This window comes from Shewanella sp. SM95, from assembly GCF_025653595.1.
GTDB lineage: Bacteria > Pseudomonadota > Gammaproteobacteria > Enterobacterales > Shewanellaceae > Shewanella > Shewanella oncorhynchi.
In genome coordinates, this window is sequence record NZ_JAKKSE010000005.1 from 24031 (window position 1) to 40416 (window position 16386).

At 45.8% G+C, this 16386-nt stretch carries 15 protein-coding genes; 10 read left to right on the top strand and 5 right to left on the bottom strand.

All coding sequences use genetic code 11. The annotated features are described in order from the left end of the window. Window positions 1-17 precede the first annotated feature (17 nt). From hscA to L5M29_RS08230, 7 genes are all read left to right on the top strand, one after another. Window positions 18-1880: a Fe-S protein assembly chaperone HscA gene (hscA, locus tag L5M29_RS08200; protein ID WP_263167251.1), complete on the top strand. Its 1863-nt coding sequence runs from the start codon at window positions 18-20 to the stop codon at window positions 1878-1880. Window positions 1881-1888: 8 nt separating this feature from the next. Then, on the top strand, window positions 1889-2227 hold the full coding sequence (fdx, locus tag L5M29_RS08205; protein WP_006081852.1) for an ISC system 2Fe-2S type ferredoxin: 339 nt from the start codon (window positions 1889-1891) through the stop codon (window positions 2225-2227). Window positions 2228-2384: 157 nt separating this feature from the next. Next, window positions 2385-3290 (top strand): 30S ribosomal protein S6--L-glutamate ligase, encoded by a 906-nt coding sequence (gene rimK / locus L5M29_RS08210; protein ID WP_263167252.1) that lies wholly within the window; start codon window positions 2385-2387, stop codon window positions 3288-3290. 113 nt (window positions 3291-3403) lie between these two features. Further along, on the top strand, window positions 3404-3601 hold the full coding sequence (gene iscX, locus L5M29_RS08215) for a Fe-S cluster assembly protein IscX (protein ID WP_028759821.1): 198 nt from the start codon (window positions 3404-3406) through the stop codon (window positions 3599-3601). A gap of 217 nt (window positions 3602-3818) precedes the next feature. Next, window positions 3819-3986 (top strand): hypothetical protein, encoded by a 168-nt coding sequence (locus L5M29_RS08220; RefSeq protein ID WP_081729028.1) that lies wholly within the window; start codon window positions 3819-3821, stop codon window positions 3984-3986. A gap of 200 nt (window positions 3987-4186) precedes the next feature. Continuing rightward, the gene (gene ndk / locus L5M29_RS08225) at window positions 4187-4618 is read left to right on the top strand and encodes a nucleoside-diphosphate kinase (RefSeq protein WP_011789197.1); all 432 of its coding nucleotides are present in this window, start codon (window positions 4187-4189) and stop codon (window positions 4616-4618) included. A 254-nt stretch (window positions 4619-4872) separates the two neighbouring features. Next, window positions 4873-5316 carry an Hsp20 family protein gene (locus L5M29_RS08230; RefSeq protein ID WP_028759822.1) on the top strand — a complete coding sequence of 148 codons (444 nt, stop codon included), beginning with the start codon at window positions 4873-4875 and terminating at the stop codon, window positions 5314-5316. 100 nt (window positions 5317-5416) lie between these two features. Here L5M29_RS08230 and ilvN read toward each other — a convergent pair whose 3' ends face one another. The 3 genes from ilvN to L5M29_RS08245 form a co-directional block, all read right to left on the bottom strand. Next, window positions 5417-5911 (bottom strand): acetolactate synthase small subunit, encoded by a 495-nt coding sequence (gene ilvN, locus L5M29_RS08235; protein WP_028759823.1) that lies wholly within the window; start codon window positions 5909-5911, stop codon window positions 5417-5419. Next, window positions 5911-7629: an acetolactate synthase 3 large subunit gene (locus tag L5M29_RS08240; RefSeq protein WP_263167254.1), complete on the bottom strand. Its 1719-nt coding sequence runs from the start codon at window positions 7627-7629 to the stop codon at window positions 5911-5913. The genes ilvN and L5M29_RS08240 overlap by 1 nt, the downstream gene beginning before the upstream one ends. Window positions 7630-8142: 513 nt before the next feature. Next, entirely contained in the window at window positions 8143-9366 is a 1224-nt protein-coding gene (locus tag L5M29_RS08245) for a multidrug effflux MFS transporter (RefSeq protein ID WP_168827502.1), read from the bottom strand. Between the two features lie 452 nt (window positions 9367-9818). Between L5M29_RS08245 and L5M29_RS08250 the strand changes: the two genes are divergently transcribed. Next, window positions 9819-11693, top strand: coding sequence for a choice-of-anchor I family protein (locus L5M29_RS08250; RefSeq protein ID WP_263167256.1), 1875 nt, complete (start codon window positions 9819-9821; stop codon window positions 11691-11693). A 195-nt stretch (window positions 11694-11888) separates the two neighbouring features. Here L5M29_RS08250 and L5M29_RS08255 read toward each other — a convergent pair whose 3' ends face one another. Continuing rightward, window positions 11889-13247 carry a PLP-dependent aminotransferase family protein gene (locus tag L5M29_RS08255; RefSeq protein WP_263167257.1) on the bottom strand — a complete coding sequence of 453 codons (1359 nt, stop codon included), beginning with the start codon at window positions 13245-13247 and terminating at the stop codon, window positions 11889-11891. Between the two features lie 92 nt (window positions 13248-13339). Between L5M29_RS08255 and L5M29_RS08260 the strand changes: the two genes are divergently transcribed. Then, the gene (locus L5M29_RS08260) at window positions 13340-13966 is read left to right on the top strand and encodes a LysE family translocator (protein ID WP_028760074.1); all 627 of its coding nucleotides are present in this window, start codon (window positions 13340-13342) and stop codon (window positions 13964-13966) included. Between the two features lie 184 nt (window positions 13967-14150). Continuing rightward, window positions 14151-15908, top strand: a complete 1758-nt coding sequence (locus tag L5M29_RS08265; protein WP_105252613.1) for a SulP family inorganic anion transporter — start codon at window positions 14151-14153, stop codon at window positions 15906-15908. 131 nt (window positions 15909-16039) lie between these two features. On the opposite strand, the gene L5M29_RS08270 is transcribed toward L5M29_RS08265, so the two are convergent. Further along, window positions 16040-16237 (bottom strand): hypothetical protein, encoded by a 198-nt coding sequence (locus L5M29_RS08270; protein WP_028760072.1) that lies wholly within the window; start codon window positions 16235-16237, stop codon window positions 16040-16042. Window positions 16238-16386 lie beyond the last annotated feature (149 nt).

Consider the following 16386-nt stretch of genomic DNA (forward strand, 5'->3'; position numbering starts at 1 on the left):
TACTAAGTTGGATATATATGGCCCTTTTGCAGATAGCTGAGCCCGGTCAAAGTGCCGCGCCGCACCAACATAGACTTGCCGTTGGCATCGATTTAGGTACGACCAATTCTTTGGTGGCGGCCGTTCGAAGTGGAGAGACGGCAACCCTGCCGGACGAACTTGGACAGCATTCATTACCTTCTATCGTGCGTTATACCCAAGATTCAGTCGAAGTCGGCGCACTTGCGGCGTTGAGTTCGGCGCAGGATCCGCAAAACACGATCGTTTCGGTAAAGCGTTTTATGGGCCGCAGCCTAGCGGATATTCAAGCTGGCGAGCAATTATTGCCCTACGAGTTTGCCGAAAGCGAAAACGGTTTACCTTTATTTGTGACTCCCCAAGGCCAAGTGAATCCCGTGCAAGTGTCTGCGGAGATTTTACGCCCGCTGATCGCCCGCGCTGAAAAAACCTTAGGCGGCGAACTGCAAGGTGTGGTGATCACTGTGCCTGCGTATTTCGACGATGCTCAGCGCCAAGGCACAAAAGATGCCGCAGCTTTGCTGGGTGTTAAAGTGCTACGTTTGTTGAATGAACCGACGGCTGCTGCGATTGCCTATGGCTTAGATTCTAAGCAAGAGGGCGTGATTGCCATCTATGATTTAGGTGGCGGCACTTTTGATATTTCTATTTTGCGCTTGAATCGCGGTGTATTCGAAGTGTTAGCCACCGGTGGTGACTCAGCGCTTGGTGGCGATGATTTCGATCATTTACTGCAAGCACATATGCAACAAGTGTGGCAGCTTAGCGACATCGACTCACAATTAAGCCGTCAACTGTTGATTGAATCGCGTCGAGTCAAAGAAGCCTTAACGGATGCTGCAGAAACTGAAGCAAAAGTGATCCTTGCCGATGGTACTGAACTGACGCAAATCGTTACTAAAGCTGAATTTGATGCCATGATTACGGCATTGGTGAAAAAGACGATTGCCAGCTGTCGCCGTACCCTGCGTGATGCGGGCGTGACGACGGATGAAGTGCTTGAAACTGTGATGGTTGGCGGTTCAACGCGCGTGCCATTAGTGCGTGAACAGGTCGAAGCTTTCTTCGGTAAACCACCCCTGACGTCTATCGATCCTGATCGTGTTGTCGCCATTGGTGCGGCCATTCAAGCCGACATTTTAGTGGGTAACAAACCCGAATCGGATTTGTTATTGCTCGATGTGATCCCTTTGTCATTAGGCATAGAGACCATGGGCGGCTTAGTGGAAAAAGTGGTATCGCGTAATACCACGATTCCGGTTGCACGGGCGCAGGAATTTACCACCTTTAAAGATGGTCAAACGGCCATGGCATTCCATGTGGTGCAGGGCGAGCGTGAGCTCGTTGCCGATTGCCGCTCACTGGCGCGTTTTACCTTAAAGGGTATTCCGCCGTTAGCTGCAGGCGCTGCGCACATTCGGGTGACATTCCAAGTAGATGCTGATGGTTTACTTAGCGTGACGGCGATGGAGAAATCCACCGGCGTGCAGTCTAGTATTCAAGTTAAGCCGTCTTTTGGTTTATCGGATACTGAAATTGCCACTATGCTGAAAGATTCGATGAAGTATGCTAAAGACGATATCGGTCGTCGTATGCTGGCTGAGCAGCAAGTGGAGGCGGCGAGGGTACTCGAGTCTTTACATGCAGCGTTAGCGAAGGATGGCGATTTGCTGAATGCCGATGAGCGTGGGCAGATTGATGCTACTATGGCCAATGTGGCCCAAGTGGCTACGGGCGATGATGCCGATGCGATTAAACTCGCGATTGAAAAACTGGATGAGCAAACCCAAGATTTTGCTGCCAGACGTATGGATAATTCTATTCGAGTGGCATTTAAAGGCCAGTCGATCGACAACATATAGGTGATGTAATGCCCCAATTAGTCTTTCTTCCCCATGCCGAGTTGTGCCCTGATGGCGCTGTGCTTGAGGCGAATGTTGGTGAGACCATTCTCGATGTTGCGCTGCGTAATGGCATCAATATCGAGCATGCCTGTGAAAAGTCCTGTGCTTGCACGACGTGTCACTGTATCGTGCGTGAAGGCTTTAATGATCTTGAGCCAAGTGATGAGCTAGAAGATGACATGTTAGACAAAGCATGGGGACTCGAGCCCGAAAGCCGTCTATCTTGTCAGGCTAAAGTGGTCGACACTGACATGGTGATTGAGATCCCTAAATACACGGTTAACATGGTTAGCGAAGGCAATTAATATTGCTTCGATAATGATTAAAACCAGTCCACGTGACTGGTTTTTTGCTTTTGGCGTTGAGCATTTGTGCAACTAATCTTGTCTATGCCTCTAGTTGTTTGATTTATCCTTGCGCAGGCGTATTATGCGCTCAAAATTAATGGTTGCCGGAGACCAAATGAGAATAGCGATTTTATCGCAAGGGCCAGAGTTATATTCAACGAAGCGACTCGTTGAAGCGGCTCAATTACGTGGTCATGAAGTACACGTAATCAATCCCCTTGAATGTTATATGAATATCAACATGCGGCAATCGAGTATCCACATTGGCGGGCGAGAGTTACCTGGATTTGATGCCGTGATCCCCCGTATTGGGGCGTCGATTACCTTTTATGGTTCGGCGGTGTTGCGCCAATTTGAGATGATGGGCGTCTATGCCTTAAATGATTCAGTTGGAATTTCCCGCTCACGGGACAAATTGCGTTCTATGCAGCTGATGTCACGCCGCGGTATTGGTTTGCCTATTACCGGTTTTGCCAATAAACCGAGTGATATTCCAGACTTAATTGATATGGTGGGTGGCGCGCCTCTGGTGATTAAATTACTCGAAGGCACCCAAGGCATTGGCGTGGTATTAGCCGAGACCCGCAAAGCGGCTGAGAGTGTGATTGAAGCCTTTATGGGCCTTAAAGCCAACATCATGGTGCAGGAATATATCAAAGAAGCCAACGGCGCAGACATTCGCTGTTTTGTGCTCGGCGATAAAGTGATTGCCGCCATGAAACGTCAAGCTATGCCCGGTGAGTTTCGCTCTAATTTGCACCGTGGTGGCACGGCGAGTTTAGTCAAACTGACTCCTGAAGAGCGCTCTGTAGCTATTCGTGCGGCGAAGACGATGGGATTGAATGTGGCAGGGGTTGATTTGTTACGCTCAAACCACGGTCCAGTGATCATGGAAGTGAACTCCTCACCAGGGCTTGAGGGGATTGAAGGCGCCACCACGAAAGATGTGGCGGGTGCTATTATTGATTTTGTTGAAAAAAATGCGATTAAAGTAAAAAAGGTGACGCAAGCACAGGGTTAGCACCCTTGGTGTCGAGTATTGACTACGGAATATCAACACTTGATTCACCTCCTTATGGGTAACGGCGTTAAGCACTAGCTTACCCATTCAAGCGAACCGAATAGGGGAAAACGATGACATTAACTTGGATAGATTCGTTAGATATTGCGTTGGAATTACTCGAAGCACACCCAGAGGTTAATCCTACTCAACTGCATTTCACCCAACTGTATGAGTGGGTGTTAGCTTTGAATGATTTTGCTGATGATCCTAAGCATTGCAATGAAAAAATACTGGAAGCAATTCAGCAGTGTTGGATTGATGAAAAGTAGTGAGCACAGTTGTAGTCCGGCTTTTTATGTGAGGCATCTTGTCCTTCAGAAGATTAACTAAGGTGATTTATCTCACGTATTTGCAGTGGCGCAGAGAATATTTGGCGAGAGTTTGATCACAGTCAAGTTCATTTTCAGTGGATATCGTAATTTGTTGTATATTGGTTAAGGCATTTATATGGCTTAACTTTATTATCGCAACTGCAAGGATGTTCACATGAAACTTTTGCTTGTATTGTTATGTATGCTTGTCCCTTCAATGGCTTGGGCTCATCCAGGTCATGGCGGTGTTGGTTTATTCCATCACTTGTTAGATCTTGCTCCCGCAGTCATTTTAGTCGCTTTAATTGCATGGGCTGGTATTTGGGCAAAAAACAAAAAATAATCCCATTTTTTAATGAGTTAATGAACCCTGCTAAGGATTTATCCTCCTAGCGGGGTATTTTGCGTGATCAAGCTGATTACGAATAAAGCGAATGTGCGCAATATCTCAGACTAATTTGCTATAAAGATAGGATTTAGCTTTTAAATTTCGTATAATCCGCGCGAATTTTTTAAACTTGCTGACAAAGGAAGCTAGTTATTATGGCGATCGAACGCACATTTTCTATTATCAAGCCAGATGCTGTTGCAAAAAACCACATCGGTGCTATCTACAATCGTTTTGAAACTGCTGGTCTTAAGATCGTTGCAGCTAAAATGCTTCACCTGACTAAAGAACAAGCCGAAGGTTTCTATGCTGAGCATAGCGAGCGCGGTTTCTTCGGTGCTCTGGTTGCATTCATGACTTCTGGTCCAATCATGGTCCAAGTATTAGAAGGCGAAAACGCTGTTTTAGCTCACCGTGAAATTTTAGGTGCAACTAACCCAGCTCAAGCGGCTCCAGGTACTATCCGTGCCGATTTCGCAGAAAGCATCGACGAAAACGCAGCTCATGGCTCTGACGCCGTTGAATCTGCTGCTCGTGAAATTGCTTACTTCTTCAGTGCTGAAGAACTGTGTCCACGCACTCGTTAATTCGATGCTAAGACTGAAAAAGGAGCCCTAGGCTCCTTTTTTATTGGTCTTGTTAAATTCTGCGCATTTTTTAAATTTTCTTGCTTGAAATTTTCCCTTCCGTCCTTATATCTATTTCAGGATCGCTCTATGAGGATCCTAGTGTGAATTCTGTGCCGTAAGGACAGAAGATTTAACTCGGCAGACTCTGCAAGCGTTTTCATCGTGAAAACCGTCCGCCAATTCTCCATATTGCTTAAGACAAGGATATGAATATGCGTAATTATGATCTAGCTCCCCTGTACCGTAGTGCCATTGGTTTTGACCGTTTAGCTCAGCTGGCAGAACATGCCGCCGCTAATAATGGCAATACTGGCTATCCCCCATATAACATTGAATTATTAGGCGAAAATCGCTATCGCATTACTATGGCCGTGGCCGGATTCTCAATGAATGAACTTGAGATCAGCAGTGAAGGTGAGAAATTACTGGTGAAAGGCAATAAAGCTGAAAGCCAAACCGAGCGTAAATATTTATACCAAGGCATAGCGGAACGCGGTTTTGAGCGCACTTTCCAACTGGCAGACTATGTCACTGTGCTCGGCGCAAGTTTAGAAAATGGCTTACTCAATATTGATTTAGTGCGTGAAATCCCTGAAGCGTTGAAACCACGCAAAATCGAGATCACTTCATCGCGCTTGCTAGACAGCCAGTCATAATTGACACTGCGGTAACCACCTAAAAACAAGGGGAGCATAATGCTCCCCTTGATGTTTTTGTGTTTACGCAAAAAATGTCCACGAGATTTCCGTGAGAAAGTTACGCTTTCATGGCCTTTTCGCCGCGAGCCAAACCCACCACGCCGGAGCGAGAGACTTCGACCAATTTAGTCACTTCACCTAGAGCATGGATAAACGCATCGAGTTTCTCTGATGTGCCGACCATTTGGATGGTATATAAATTGGCGGTGACATCGACAATTTGGCCGCGGAAAATGTCCGCCATCCGTTTAACTTCTTCCCTAAACTCGCCTTGGGCGCGGACCTTGATAAGGGCTAATTCGCGTTCAATATAAGCAGACTCGGTAATATTCGAAACTTTTAACACATCGATGAGTTTATGTAGCTGCTTCTCTATTTGCTCTAACACCATTTCGTCGGCAACGACCGTGATGTTAAGCCGCGACAGTGTGATATCGTCCGTTGGCGCCACTGTTAAACTTTCAATGTTATAACCGCGCTGCGAAAACAAACCGACCACACGAGATAGGGCGCCGGATTGGTTTTCTAATAATACAGATATAATTCGACGCATTAGCATTTCTCCGTCTTAGTCAGCCACATTTCATTCATCGCACCGCCGCGGATCAGCATAGGATACACGTGCTCAGTTTCATCCACCATGATGTCGATAAAGACCAGTCTGTCTTTCATCGCCAGCGCTTCTGCCATTTTTGACTCAAGTTCGGCGGGATCGCTTATCGTCATACCTACATGGCCATAGGCATCGGCAATTTGGGCAAAATTGGGTACTGAATCCATATAGGAATGTGAGTGACGGCCAGAGTAAATCATGTCCTGCCATTGTTTAACCATGCCAAGGAAACGATTGTTTAAGTTGATAATTTTAACCGGCGTATCATATTGCAGCGCGGTCGAAAGCTCTTGAATGTTCATCTGGATTGAACCATCACCCGTGACACAGACAACCGTGGCATCAGGCATCGCCATTTTAACCCCCATTGCGGCGGGTAGGCCGAACCCCATGGTGCCTAGACCCCCTGAGTTGATCCAGCGGCGCGGCTTATCGAACGGATAGTACAAGGCGGCAAACATCTGGTGCTGGCCAACATCAGAGGCGACATAGGCATCGCCATTGGTCAGCTTATACAAGGTTTCAATCACTTGCTGTGGTTTGATGCGACCACTGTTTTTGTCATAGGCCAGACAATCGCGGCCGCGCCATTGCTCAATATCATTCCACCAAGTGGCAATGGCATCGTTGTCATTGTGCTCGTTCGATTCATCTAACAGTGTCAACATGCTGTCTAAAATACTGTCGGCCGACCCTACGATGGGAATGTCGACGTGGATAGTTTTTGAAATAGACGAGGGATCGATATCTATGTGCAAAATGGTCGCGTTCGGGCAATATTTTTCCACATTATTAGTGGTTCTATCGTCGAAGCGCACACCAATACCGAAGATCAAATCGCAGTTATGCATAGTCATGTTGGCTTCGTAGCGACCGTGCATCCCTAGCATGCCTAGGCTGTTTTTGTGGGTACTTGGAAAAGCCCCGAGTCCCATAAGTGTGCTGACCACGGGAATATTCAATCTCTCAGCTAATTGTAAAATTTGCTTATCACAACCCGAGATAATGGCGCCGCCACCGACATAGAGCACAGGCTTTTTAGCCGCTAATAGTGCCTGTAGTCCACGACGGATCTGTCCTTTATGCCCCGAGGTTGTCGGGTTGTATGAGCGCATTTTCACGCTTTCGGGATAAATATATTCGTGCAGCAGCGCTGGGTTTAAGCAATCTTTTGGCAGGTCGACGACCACAGGCCCAGGACGGCCGGTAGAGGCAATATAAAAGGCTTTTTTTATCGTTTCAGGGATTTGAGTGGGATCTTTAACTAAAAAGCTATGTTTGACCACTGGACGAGAGATGCCGATCATATCGCATTCTTGGAAGGCGTCATTACCGATAAGGTTGCTCGGTACTTGACCCGATAATACCACGAGGGGAATAGAGTCCATATAGGCGGTGGCAATACCGGTAATCGCGTTGGTGGCACCGGGTCCTGAAGTGACTAATACCACGCCCACTTTACCCGTAGCACGGGCGTAGCCATCGGCCATGTGTACGGCGGCTTGTTCGTGGCGAACGAGTATGTGTTCAATACCTGGGATAACGTGCAGGGCATCGTAGATATCTAAAACTGAACCGCCAGGATAGCCAAAAATGTGCTTTACGCCTTCATCAATCAAAGAACGCACTATCATGCTGGCGCCGGATAACATCTCCATGTGGAACTCCTATTGCATAGTACCGTTACGGTAAACAGTATTTTGTTACAGCGACGGTAATCGCTCTAAAAATTAAGCCTGAAGGGTAATTCAGACTCCGAAATGCTGAACTGACTTCGTAGAAGACAAGTGATTCATCCTTAGGATGCAGCAACTGTTGCAATGAACAGAATTTCATCATATTCAAAAAAAACAACATTTCAAGCCTTTTATGTAAAAAATAACCAACTTGAAACAATTTCACGTTTGAATGGCTGGATAACTTGCTGGAATCGCTAAGTAATCTAGGCTGATTTATGGGCTTATTTTATATTTTTCAGATTGTTAGATGCTTAAAAAGCAAAAACGGCACTAAAAGTGCCGTTTTGGTGTGGGACGTTAGATAAGCAGATACTTAACTGTTGCGATTAAATATTACTTATTTGCTACAAAAAGCCAATGCGCTGTTTTCACGCGATCAAACATGTGTTGCCGATGTGGCATTGGCATCCATGATTTCTTAAAAATAGATCCTTAAATCGTCGGCTGTATTTGATGCTTTGGACGATTAAATTGGCAAATACCGACTAACACAATAGAGCCTAACATGAGGGCAGAGAAGGGCACTGCTGTGCCATCATAGAACACCGCTAATAATGGCCCCGCTAACGCGCCACAGCCAAATCTTAAGGTGCCAATAACCGCCGTTGCCGTTCCGGTTTCTTGTTTGAACTTCATCAGCACTATCGCATCGGCGTTGACCGACATCACCCCTAGGCTGCCCATCAAAGGAATAAGCATGATCACGGTAAAATGATAGCTCATATCCAGTAGGTTGACGGTTAATAAACCAGCTCCCGCAATAGCGCCAAAAAAGGTCGATACGTGCAACATACGCAGCGAACCATAGCGGCCGACAATGCGAGTATTAATGATATTGGCCAACATCAAGGCGCCAACGTTGGTGCTAAACAAGATGGCAAAATAGGATTTATCTAAGGCAAAGACTTCCATATAAACGAAGGGTGATGCGGTGAGATAACAGAAAAACGCAAAAGACGTTAACACGCCGCTGGCAATGTTCAACTTAACGCCAGGTCGGGAAAATACGGTCGCATAGGCACCAAGAAACGATTTTTGGCTGCGAGTATCCATATCTTTATCGCTGGGCATTTTTAGCGCAAACAGCACGAGTAATAACAGGGTTGCGGCATAGGCAGATTGAATGAAGAAGATTAAATGCCAATCACCGAGCTCGAGGATCACGCTGCCAATGCTAGGTGCCAGTAATGGCGCTAACATCATGATTAAACTCACGTAAGACATACCTTTGGCGGTATTGTCGCCATAGACTTCTTTGATGTATCCCGGCACCACCACAGTCGCTGCTGCGCCGATAAAGGCCTGCAAAAAGCGTAGCCCAAGAAAGACTTCGACTTGACCAGCAAAACCAATCAGTAAACTGGTTAGCATAAAGCCACTCAGCCCCATTATCACCATAGGGCGACGGCCAATGCGGTCAGCTAAGGGACCGAAACACAACATGCCCAGTGCATAACCTGCTAAGTAGATACTCAGGGACTGTTGCACTGTTGTGATATCGGTATGAAAACTAAGGGCCAATGTCGACATCGCAGGTAAGTACATGTCGATGGCCAATGGTGTGATCGCGACAATCGCCGCTAGCATGGGAATAAGCAGTGCTAAATTCGGTATACGTCTACCGTTATGGGCAGAAGGTTGTGATTGTGGGTCCACTGTTACCTCGGGTGGCGAAAGAATTGAAAGCGTATTTCTCAGGGTTATGCGGCGTGGTTTAAATTGTACTAGGACAATTCACTCTAATCCGTCCATTTTTAGCCAGCATCTTGCACTAATTGGCAGTGTTTGGGGGAAAGTGAATTGTGCTTCGATCAATTTTCACGGTAAGGCATTAAGCAATAGCATAGTAAAGCGCTAGGACAAATAAACCAATCTTTGCGATGATTTCTTTACCGTATTTTACCGATTAAATTGTAACTAAGTAGCAAGTCTCGATAATCGAGGCATAACCTTGGCGGCTCGAGCCGTTATCCTCCAATATGCTTCATTCAAAAGTGTTAGTTGTCATCTGAGTGTCACTGCTTTGTCATCTAGGTGTCTTTTATGCTGACTAATTTAGTGGGCTTTAGCTTCACCCTACTAAAAATAAAATATTCAGGAATGACACGATGAAAACACAACGACTCCCGCTTGCAGCCGCCATTATGGCGAGCTTATTACTCGGTGCTTGCAGCGGTGATGATGGCGCAGCAGGTGATAAAGGCGACAACGGCTTAAATTCACTGGTTAAAGTGACCGTATTAACTATCGGTGATGCAAATTGTCCCGCTGGTGGTCAGCGTATCGATACCGGATTAGATGCCAACCATAATGGACAATTGGATAACAGTGAAATTGCAGTCGCGCAAACCCAATATGTTTGCCAGCCACAAACTGCAAGCTTAAAAGCTGAGTTAATTGGTCGTCATCAGACTGGCGTTTATGGCTTAAGTGCCGCCGAAATTGTTGAATATCATAGTGCTTCAAACCGTATTTTTGTGGTTAATGCGATCAGCGGCAAAGTTGATATTATCGATGGCAGCTTATTAGCGACTTCATCAAACGCCACAGATCCTTTAGCATTGAATAATCTCGACAAATTAGCAGAACTCGATGTTGCTAAGGATGTGGGTCAAACCTTTATGGGTAGCGTTAACAGCGTGAGTATTTCAGGCAACTTGTTAGCGGCTGCCATTGAGCGTGGTGACGCTGCAGGCAATAAAACCCAAGCCAATGGTTTTGTGGCTTTTTATCAACTTAACGGCACAGATGCTCCGCAGTTTATCAGCGCCGTCGAAGTCGGTGCTTTACCCGATAATGTGGTGTTCACCCACGACGGTAAAACCTTACTCGTGGCCAATGAAGGCGAACCTAATCCTGCTTATACCTTAGATCCTGAAGGCAGTGTTGCGCTTATTGCGATTACTGACGGTAAGCCCGCAGCTACTGCGACCATCATAGATTTTAGTGTGTTTAATCAGGGCGGTGCGCGTGCAAGTGAAATCACCGCTGACATTAAAATTAATGGTCCAATGGCGAGTGTGGCGCAGGATTTAGAACCTGAATATATCGCCATTAGCCAAGATAACCGCCGTGCATTTGTCAGTTTACAAGAGAACAATGCTATTGCCGTGATTGATATCGCCAATGCGAAAGTCTCGAAGATTTTACCGCTAGGCCTCAAAGATTACGGGCTTGGTGTGAATAAAATTGATGCGAGTGACAAAGATAATCTTGTTAACCTGCAAAGCTACACAGGGGTGTACGGTATGTATCAACCCGATACCCTTGCTAGCTACCGTTGGAATAACACTGACTTTATTGTGACTGCGAATGAAGGTGACTCCCGTGACTATGCGGCTTTTTCGGAAGAAGCCCGCGCAGGGGATTTAGTGCTCGACCCGAATCACCCACAATTTGCCGCCGCAAAAGATAAAACCCAATTAGCGCGTCTTAAGGTAACGAAGAGCATGGGGGACGATGATAAGGATGGCGACTACGACAAAGTCGTGAGCTTTGGTGCTCGTTCATTCTCGATTTGGAATGCTGATGGTCAGCAAGTGTTTGACAGTGGCAGTGATTTTGAACGTATTACCGCCGCACTACTGGGGGATAAGTTCAACAATAACAACGAAGAAAATAAAGGTGATAGTCGCAGCGATGACAAGGGGCCAGAGCCAGAAGCTTTAGCCCTAGGCCAAATTGGTCAACGACTATATGCCTTTGTTGGTTTAGAACGTACCTCTGGCTTTATGATCTATGACGTGACTAATCCTTTTGATGTGCATTTTGTCGACTATGTTGTGAACCGTGATTTTGAAGCTGACTTCGTTGTCGATACCGCTACAGGTGCAGTCAAAGGTGATGCAACATTGGCGGGTGATTTGGGACCAGAAGGGATGAAATTTGTCAGTGCCGATAAAAGCCCTAACGGTAATCCTTTGTTAATCATAGGCAATGAAGTCAGTGGCACCACAAGTGTTTACCAACTTAAAATTAAATAGTGGTGCACTAGTAAGTTATAGCTAATGGCTCACCGATAGTTCATCAAGCTTGTCAGTAACACCAGCGCCAGTAGCATGTATGCTATACTGGCGCTTTTTTATTCACTCTTCTACAAAATTCGCCATTTTGTGTGAATTAACTTCATCTGAAATGGCGCATAAAAATTGGCAGAGCTTAATGGTCTTTAAGCGCTTTTACACCACTGAATAAGCATTTTGCACTAAGGAACGTATGGTCGATTCTATGCATTCAACCGCGAGATTGAATTGAGTGTCGTTTTCGGCGCCACCAAGGCTCAAGCGGATAAAATTATCATGGCAATTAAAGTCATCACCATTACGGACTAATATGCCTTTTGCGGCCAGTGCGGTAACGAGATGATGGGCTTTGATATCTTCTGGCAGTTGTATCCAACCGTTTAACCCTCGCCAAGTTTGGGTTAATCCCAGTCGTTCGCCCATGGCGATACAGTGACGTTGGCGTTGACGTACGAGCGTATCTCGTTCTGCAGTGATATGACCTTTCTTTATCAACTGACAGGCTATTTCAATATTCAGCGGCGACACCATCCAGCATTGGCTATGAATAGCGAGTCGCACTTGGGCGATAAGGGGGTCAGGAACCAGAATAAAACCTTGCCTTAAGCCGCCAGAAAACAATTTTGACAGGCTGGAAATATAAATCACCCGTGGTATCGCCAGCTGTTTTGCTAATTGCCACAGGGGTGAATGCCATTCTTCAGGTAAACAATAATTCACGTCATCTTCAATGATATAGAATTGATATTGCTCTGATAATTCAAGGATTTTCTGCCGCTGTGATTCACTGTACTGAATGCAAGTGGGGTTTTGATTATTCAGCGTGAGATAGACTAATTTAGGGTTGTGGATCTGTAATAGGGCTTCAAAGCGCGGCAGATCTAATCCTTCGTGGGTAAGGGACACTCCAACGCTAGTGACACCAAGCTGTTTAGCACAAATTCTCACGCCTGGATAACTGTATTGCTCGTGTAACAGTACATCGCCTGTTGATAAAAATGCGCTCAAACAGGCAAAAATGGCTTGCTGGCCGCCATGGGTAAAGACCAGTTGCTCGGGCGTTTGCTGTATGCCGCGTTGGTTTAACCATTGGTGGAACACTTGTTGGTGTTGATCTAATGGACTGGCGCGATAACCGAGTAACTGACTCAATTTAGTGGGGTCTTTCGCTAATTGGCTGAGGCAATCGCTTAGGGTGCTGATTTGATCTGTGAGTGGCTGCTGACAGGTCGCCATATTCAATTGTACGTTACCCATTTCAGGTACAGGGGAGGCGTTGACATAGGTGCCATCTCCCACTCGTGCTTCGACGTAACCCCTTTGTTCCGCCAATGCATAGGCGCGGGTCACAGTGCCAATTGTGATGCCTAAGGCATCAGCTAAACGGCGCTGCGGTGGCAGTTTACTGCCTTGGGTTAACACCTTCTGCAAAATGCCTTGTTCTATGGCACTGACTAAGCGCTGATATTTCGGGCCTGAAAAAGTCGTTAGGTCTGGCGTCCAGATTGTACCCATGACAATAAATCCATTGATCTCTAATATTCTCCGTATATTATTTATTGCATCTTTTTATGTCAACAAATGTATGCGTACAATTTAAGGGAAATATGAATACTGCACTGCTTTATGATCCACAATTATGGACTTTAATGGCCTCGACCGCGCTGTTTTGCGCGACGATGACAATGACTCCCGGACCGAACAATATTCTCTTAGCTAGCTCTGGAGCGCATTTTGGTGTGCTGCGTACCGTGCCACATATTGCAGGGATCCGCTTGGGTTCGACCTCTTTACATCTTGCGGTATTATTCGGCCTCGGTACCTTGTTTGAAGCATTACCGGTATTGCACCAAGTATTGAAATATTTCGCTTTAGCATATTTGCTGTATCTCGCGTACAAATTAGTGACGTCGCCAGTGCAGAGCACGCATTTGGATGATGGACGAAAACCTATGACGCTCATTGAAGCTGCATTATTTCAATGGATTAACCCTAAATCTTGGATGTCGACGATTACCCTGTGTAGCGCTTTTACATTAAGTGGCGATGGCTTTTGGTTGAGTGCGTTTCTTGGCGTATTAATGTTCAACATAGTGGGATTTCCTGCATCATTTACTTGGGTATTTGTCGGTGCAGCGATCAGTAAGAAACTCAATACCGATAGACGTAAGCGCCATTTTAATTGGTTTATGGGCAGCTTGCTCTTAGTGTCATTACCTATGATATTACGCTAGCTTGGCTTGAATTAAGTGCCTAAGCCTATAAATATTCTGAGGAAGACACTCGCGTAATGATTGGCTTTATGCCATAACCAACATACTATTGATGGCTTTTTAGGTAATGACCTTTTAGCTGAACATTTTCAGTCTCAGTTATACTTATTGCTTATCTTGATAGTGTGTATATGGAGGTTGCCGAGTGAAGTTCCCTAGTTTGATTTCGTTTATGCCGGGATTGGCGCAATTATTACAATATGAAAAGCAATGGCTTAGGGATGATGTGCGCGCAGGCTTATCCGTTGCCGCTGTGGCATTACCCGTAGCGATTGCTTATGCCCAGCTCACTGGTGTGAATGCTGCCGTGGGTTTGTATTCCTGCGTATTACCAATGTTGGTATACGCACTATTTGGCACCTCAAAACAATTAATCGTGGGTCCAGATGCGGCGACTTGTGCTGTTATCGCCGCGGTTGTCACGCCCCTAGCTGCAGGGGATAGCATGAAGCACTGGCAGTTAGTGATGACCATGACGGCCATGACGGGCTTTTGGTGCTTGATTGCGAGTCGTTTTAGGCTGGGGGTGCTCGCCGATTTTCTATCAAAGCCGATTTTGATGGGGTTGCTTAATGGCGTTGCAATTACCATTATCGTGGGACAGTTTTCAAAAATCTTCGGTTTTACCTTCGATGAGCGTTATCTAATCGAACGCCTCAGCGGTGCGCCTTCCTACTTATCCAAAACCCATTGGCCGACATTGACTATGGGGATTGTGACGCTAGCGACTTATGCCTTAGTGAAACGGTTTCGTCCCCAATGGCCTGCTTCTATGTGCGCAATGGCGATGGCGGCTTTCCTTGTTTGGGTGTTTAACCTGACGAGCTTTGATATTAGCGTCGTCGGAGAAGTGACCTCAGGATTACCTTCATTCCAAGCGCCTGTATTTGATTTAGGTATCGCCCGTGAGCTTGTGGTACCAGCGCTTAACTTAGCCATGGTGAGCTTTGTGAGCATGATGTTGACGGCTCGAAGCTTTGCGGCAAAAAACGGTTACGATATAGATGCCGATAAAGAGTTCAGGGCGTTAGGTATAGCCAATATAGCGTCAGCCATATCTCAAGGTTTTGCGGTGAGCGGCGCGGATTCCCGCACTGCGGTTAATGATGCCAATGGTGGTAAGAGCCAGTTAGTGTCTATCATTGCGGCGGTATTGATTGGTGTTGTGGCGCTATTTTTCACTGCGCCTTTGAAGTTCATCCCCAGTGCCGCCTTAGGTGTGGTGCTGGTGATTGCCTCAATCTCGCTTATCGATTTAAAGTCACTGTGGAATCTACGAGTGCGGGATAGGTCTGCTTTTTTACTTGCCTGTATCACTTTGTTCTCTGTGTTGTTTATTGGGGTTATCCCTGGGATAACCTTGGCTGTATTACTGGGTTTATTCCAGTTCCTCGCTACTGTGATGCGGCCTACGGATCAAGTGCTTGGTTTAGATCATAAGGGCGTTATCCGTAGTGTCGATGAATCGGGTAAAGCTAAATCGGTTCCAGGAGTATTTATATATCGCTTTAATTCGCCGTTAACTTACTTTAATGCGACGTATTTTAAGCGCCGTTTGCTGGAAAAGTTTATTCGGGAATCTGAGCCGGTCGATTGCATCATTATTGATGCAGTGCCTTGTTTTACCCATTTGGATTTAAGTGTGATGGCCATGTTGGCTGATTTGCATCAACTGCTTAAAAAACGTGGCGTTCGTTTAGTGCTTGCGGGACGTAAACGGCAGATGCTGAGTTGGTTTGAGCAAGCGGGTATGCAGACAGGGGAAGGTGGTATTTTGATCCGGCCAGATTTGTATCTCGCCCTTAAAATGAATCAAAGCTATAAACAAGCCTTGGCTGAAGGGCAAGCACCTGTGATCCAAAAAGTTCCTGATGACTCGGTATTGTTGCACAGTCATTTGTAGTTAACTGAATGCCTTGTTTGATTAAACTGGGTCATAAAATAGCGCAGCTTAAGGTTGCGCTATTTTTTGTCTTAATTTGATAAGTAAATCAATTGGATGACTAGCTTTTTGAAGGTATTCAGTTTTACCGTTTAGTCTTTGAGAATTCTATCTAGGGGAATAAAACCGTGAAAACCATAATAACCCATAGGGCCGAGTATCAGACTTAGTAGGCACCATAAGCACTTTTTGTTGGTGCTGAGATCCACTTTACTTTTGAAGGCCCGAAGGGCAAATAGACAATGCAATAGCACCAGGCCCCCAAGCATAATAACGATATTAATATCCATATTTTCCAACTGTCTTATCCTTGTGTTCTATCATTCACGTCCTTGAGTCTTTAGGCGTGGTTACTTTTCTTGAGAAGATTGTCTAGCTACGATTAGCTAAATTAGTTACCTAGTGGCAAATACCTTACTCGAATATTTTACCGATGGCT

What these genes read in the sequence shown, in the direction of transcription:
- hscA (WP_263167251.1), top strand. Translation starts at nt 18, where the DNA reads ATGGCCCTTTTGCAGATAGCTGAGCCCGGTCAAAGTGCCGCGCCGCAC.
- fdx (WP_006081852.1), top strand. Translation starts at nt 1,889, where the DNA reads ATGCCCCAATTAGTCTTTCTTCCCCATGCCGAGTTGTGCCCTGATGGC.
- rimK (WP_263167252.1), top strand. Translation starts at nt 2,385, where the DNA reads ATGAGAATAGCGATTTTATCGCAAGGGCCAGAGTTATATTCAACGAAG.
- iscX (WP_028759821.1), top strand. Translation starts at nt 3,404, where the DNA reads ATGACATTAACTTGGATAGATTCGTTAGATATTGCGTTGGAATTACTC.
- L5M29_RS08220 (WP_081729028.1), top strand. Translation starts at nt 3,819, where the DNA reads ATGAAACTTTTGCTTGTATTGTTATGTATGCTTGTCCCTTCAATGGCT.
- ndk (WP_011789197.1), top strand. Translation starts at nt 4,187, where the DNA reads ATGGCGATCGAACGCACATTTTCTATTATCAAGCCAGATGCTGTTGCA.
- L5M29_RS08230 (WP_028759822.1), top strand. Translation starts at nt 4,873, where the DNA reads ATGCGTAATTATGATCTAGCTCCCCTGTACCGTAGTGCCATTGGTTTT.
- ilvN (WP_028759823.1), bottom strand. Translation starts at nt 5,911, where the DNA reads ATGCGTCGAATTATATCTGTATTATTAGAAAACCAATCCGGCGCCCTA.
- L5M29_RS08240 (WP_263167254.1), bottom strand. Translation starts at nt 7,629, where the DNA reads ATGGAGATGTTATCCGGCGCCAGCATGATAGTGCGTTCTTTGATTGAT.
- L5M29_RS08250 (WP_263167256.1), top strand. Translation starts at nt 9,819, where the DNA reads ATGAAAACACAACGACTCCCGCTTGCAGCCGCCATTATGGCGAGCTTA.
- L5M29_RS08255 (WP_263167257.1), bottom strand. Translation starts at nt 13,247, where the DNA reads ATGGGTACAATCTGGACGCCAGACCTAACGACTTTTTCAGGCCCGAAA.
- L5M29_RS08260 (WP_028760074.1), top strand. Translation starts at nt 13,340, where the DNA reads ATGAATACTGCACTGCTTTATGATCCACAATTATGGACTTTAATGGCC.
- L5M29_RS08270 (WP_028760072.1), bottom strand. Translation starts at nt 16,237, where the DNA reads ATGGATATTAATATCGTTATTATGCTTGGGGGCCTGGTGCTATTGCAT.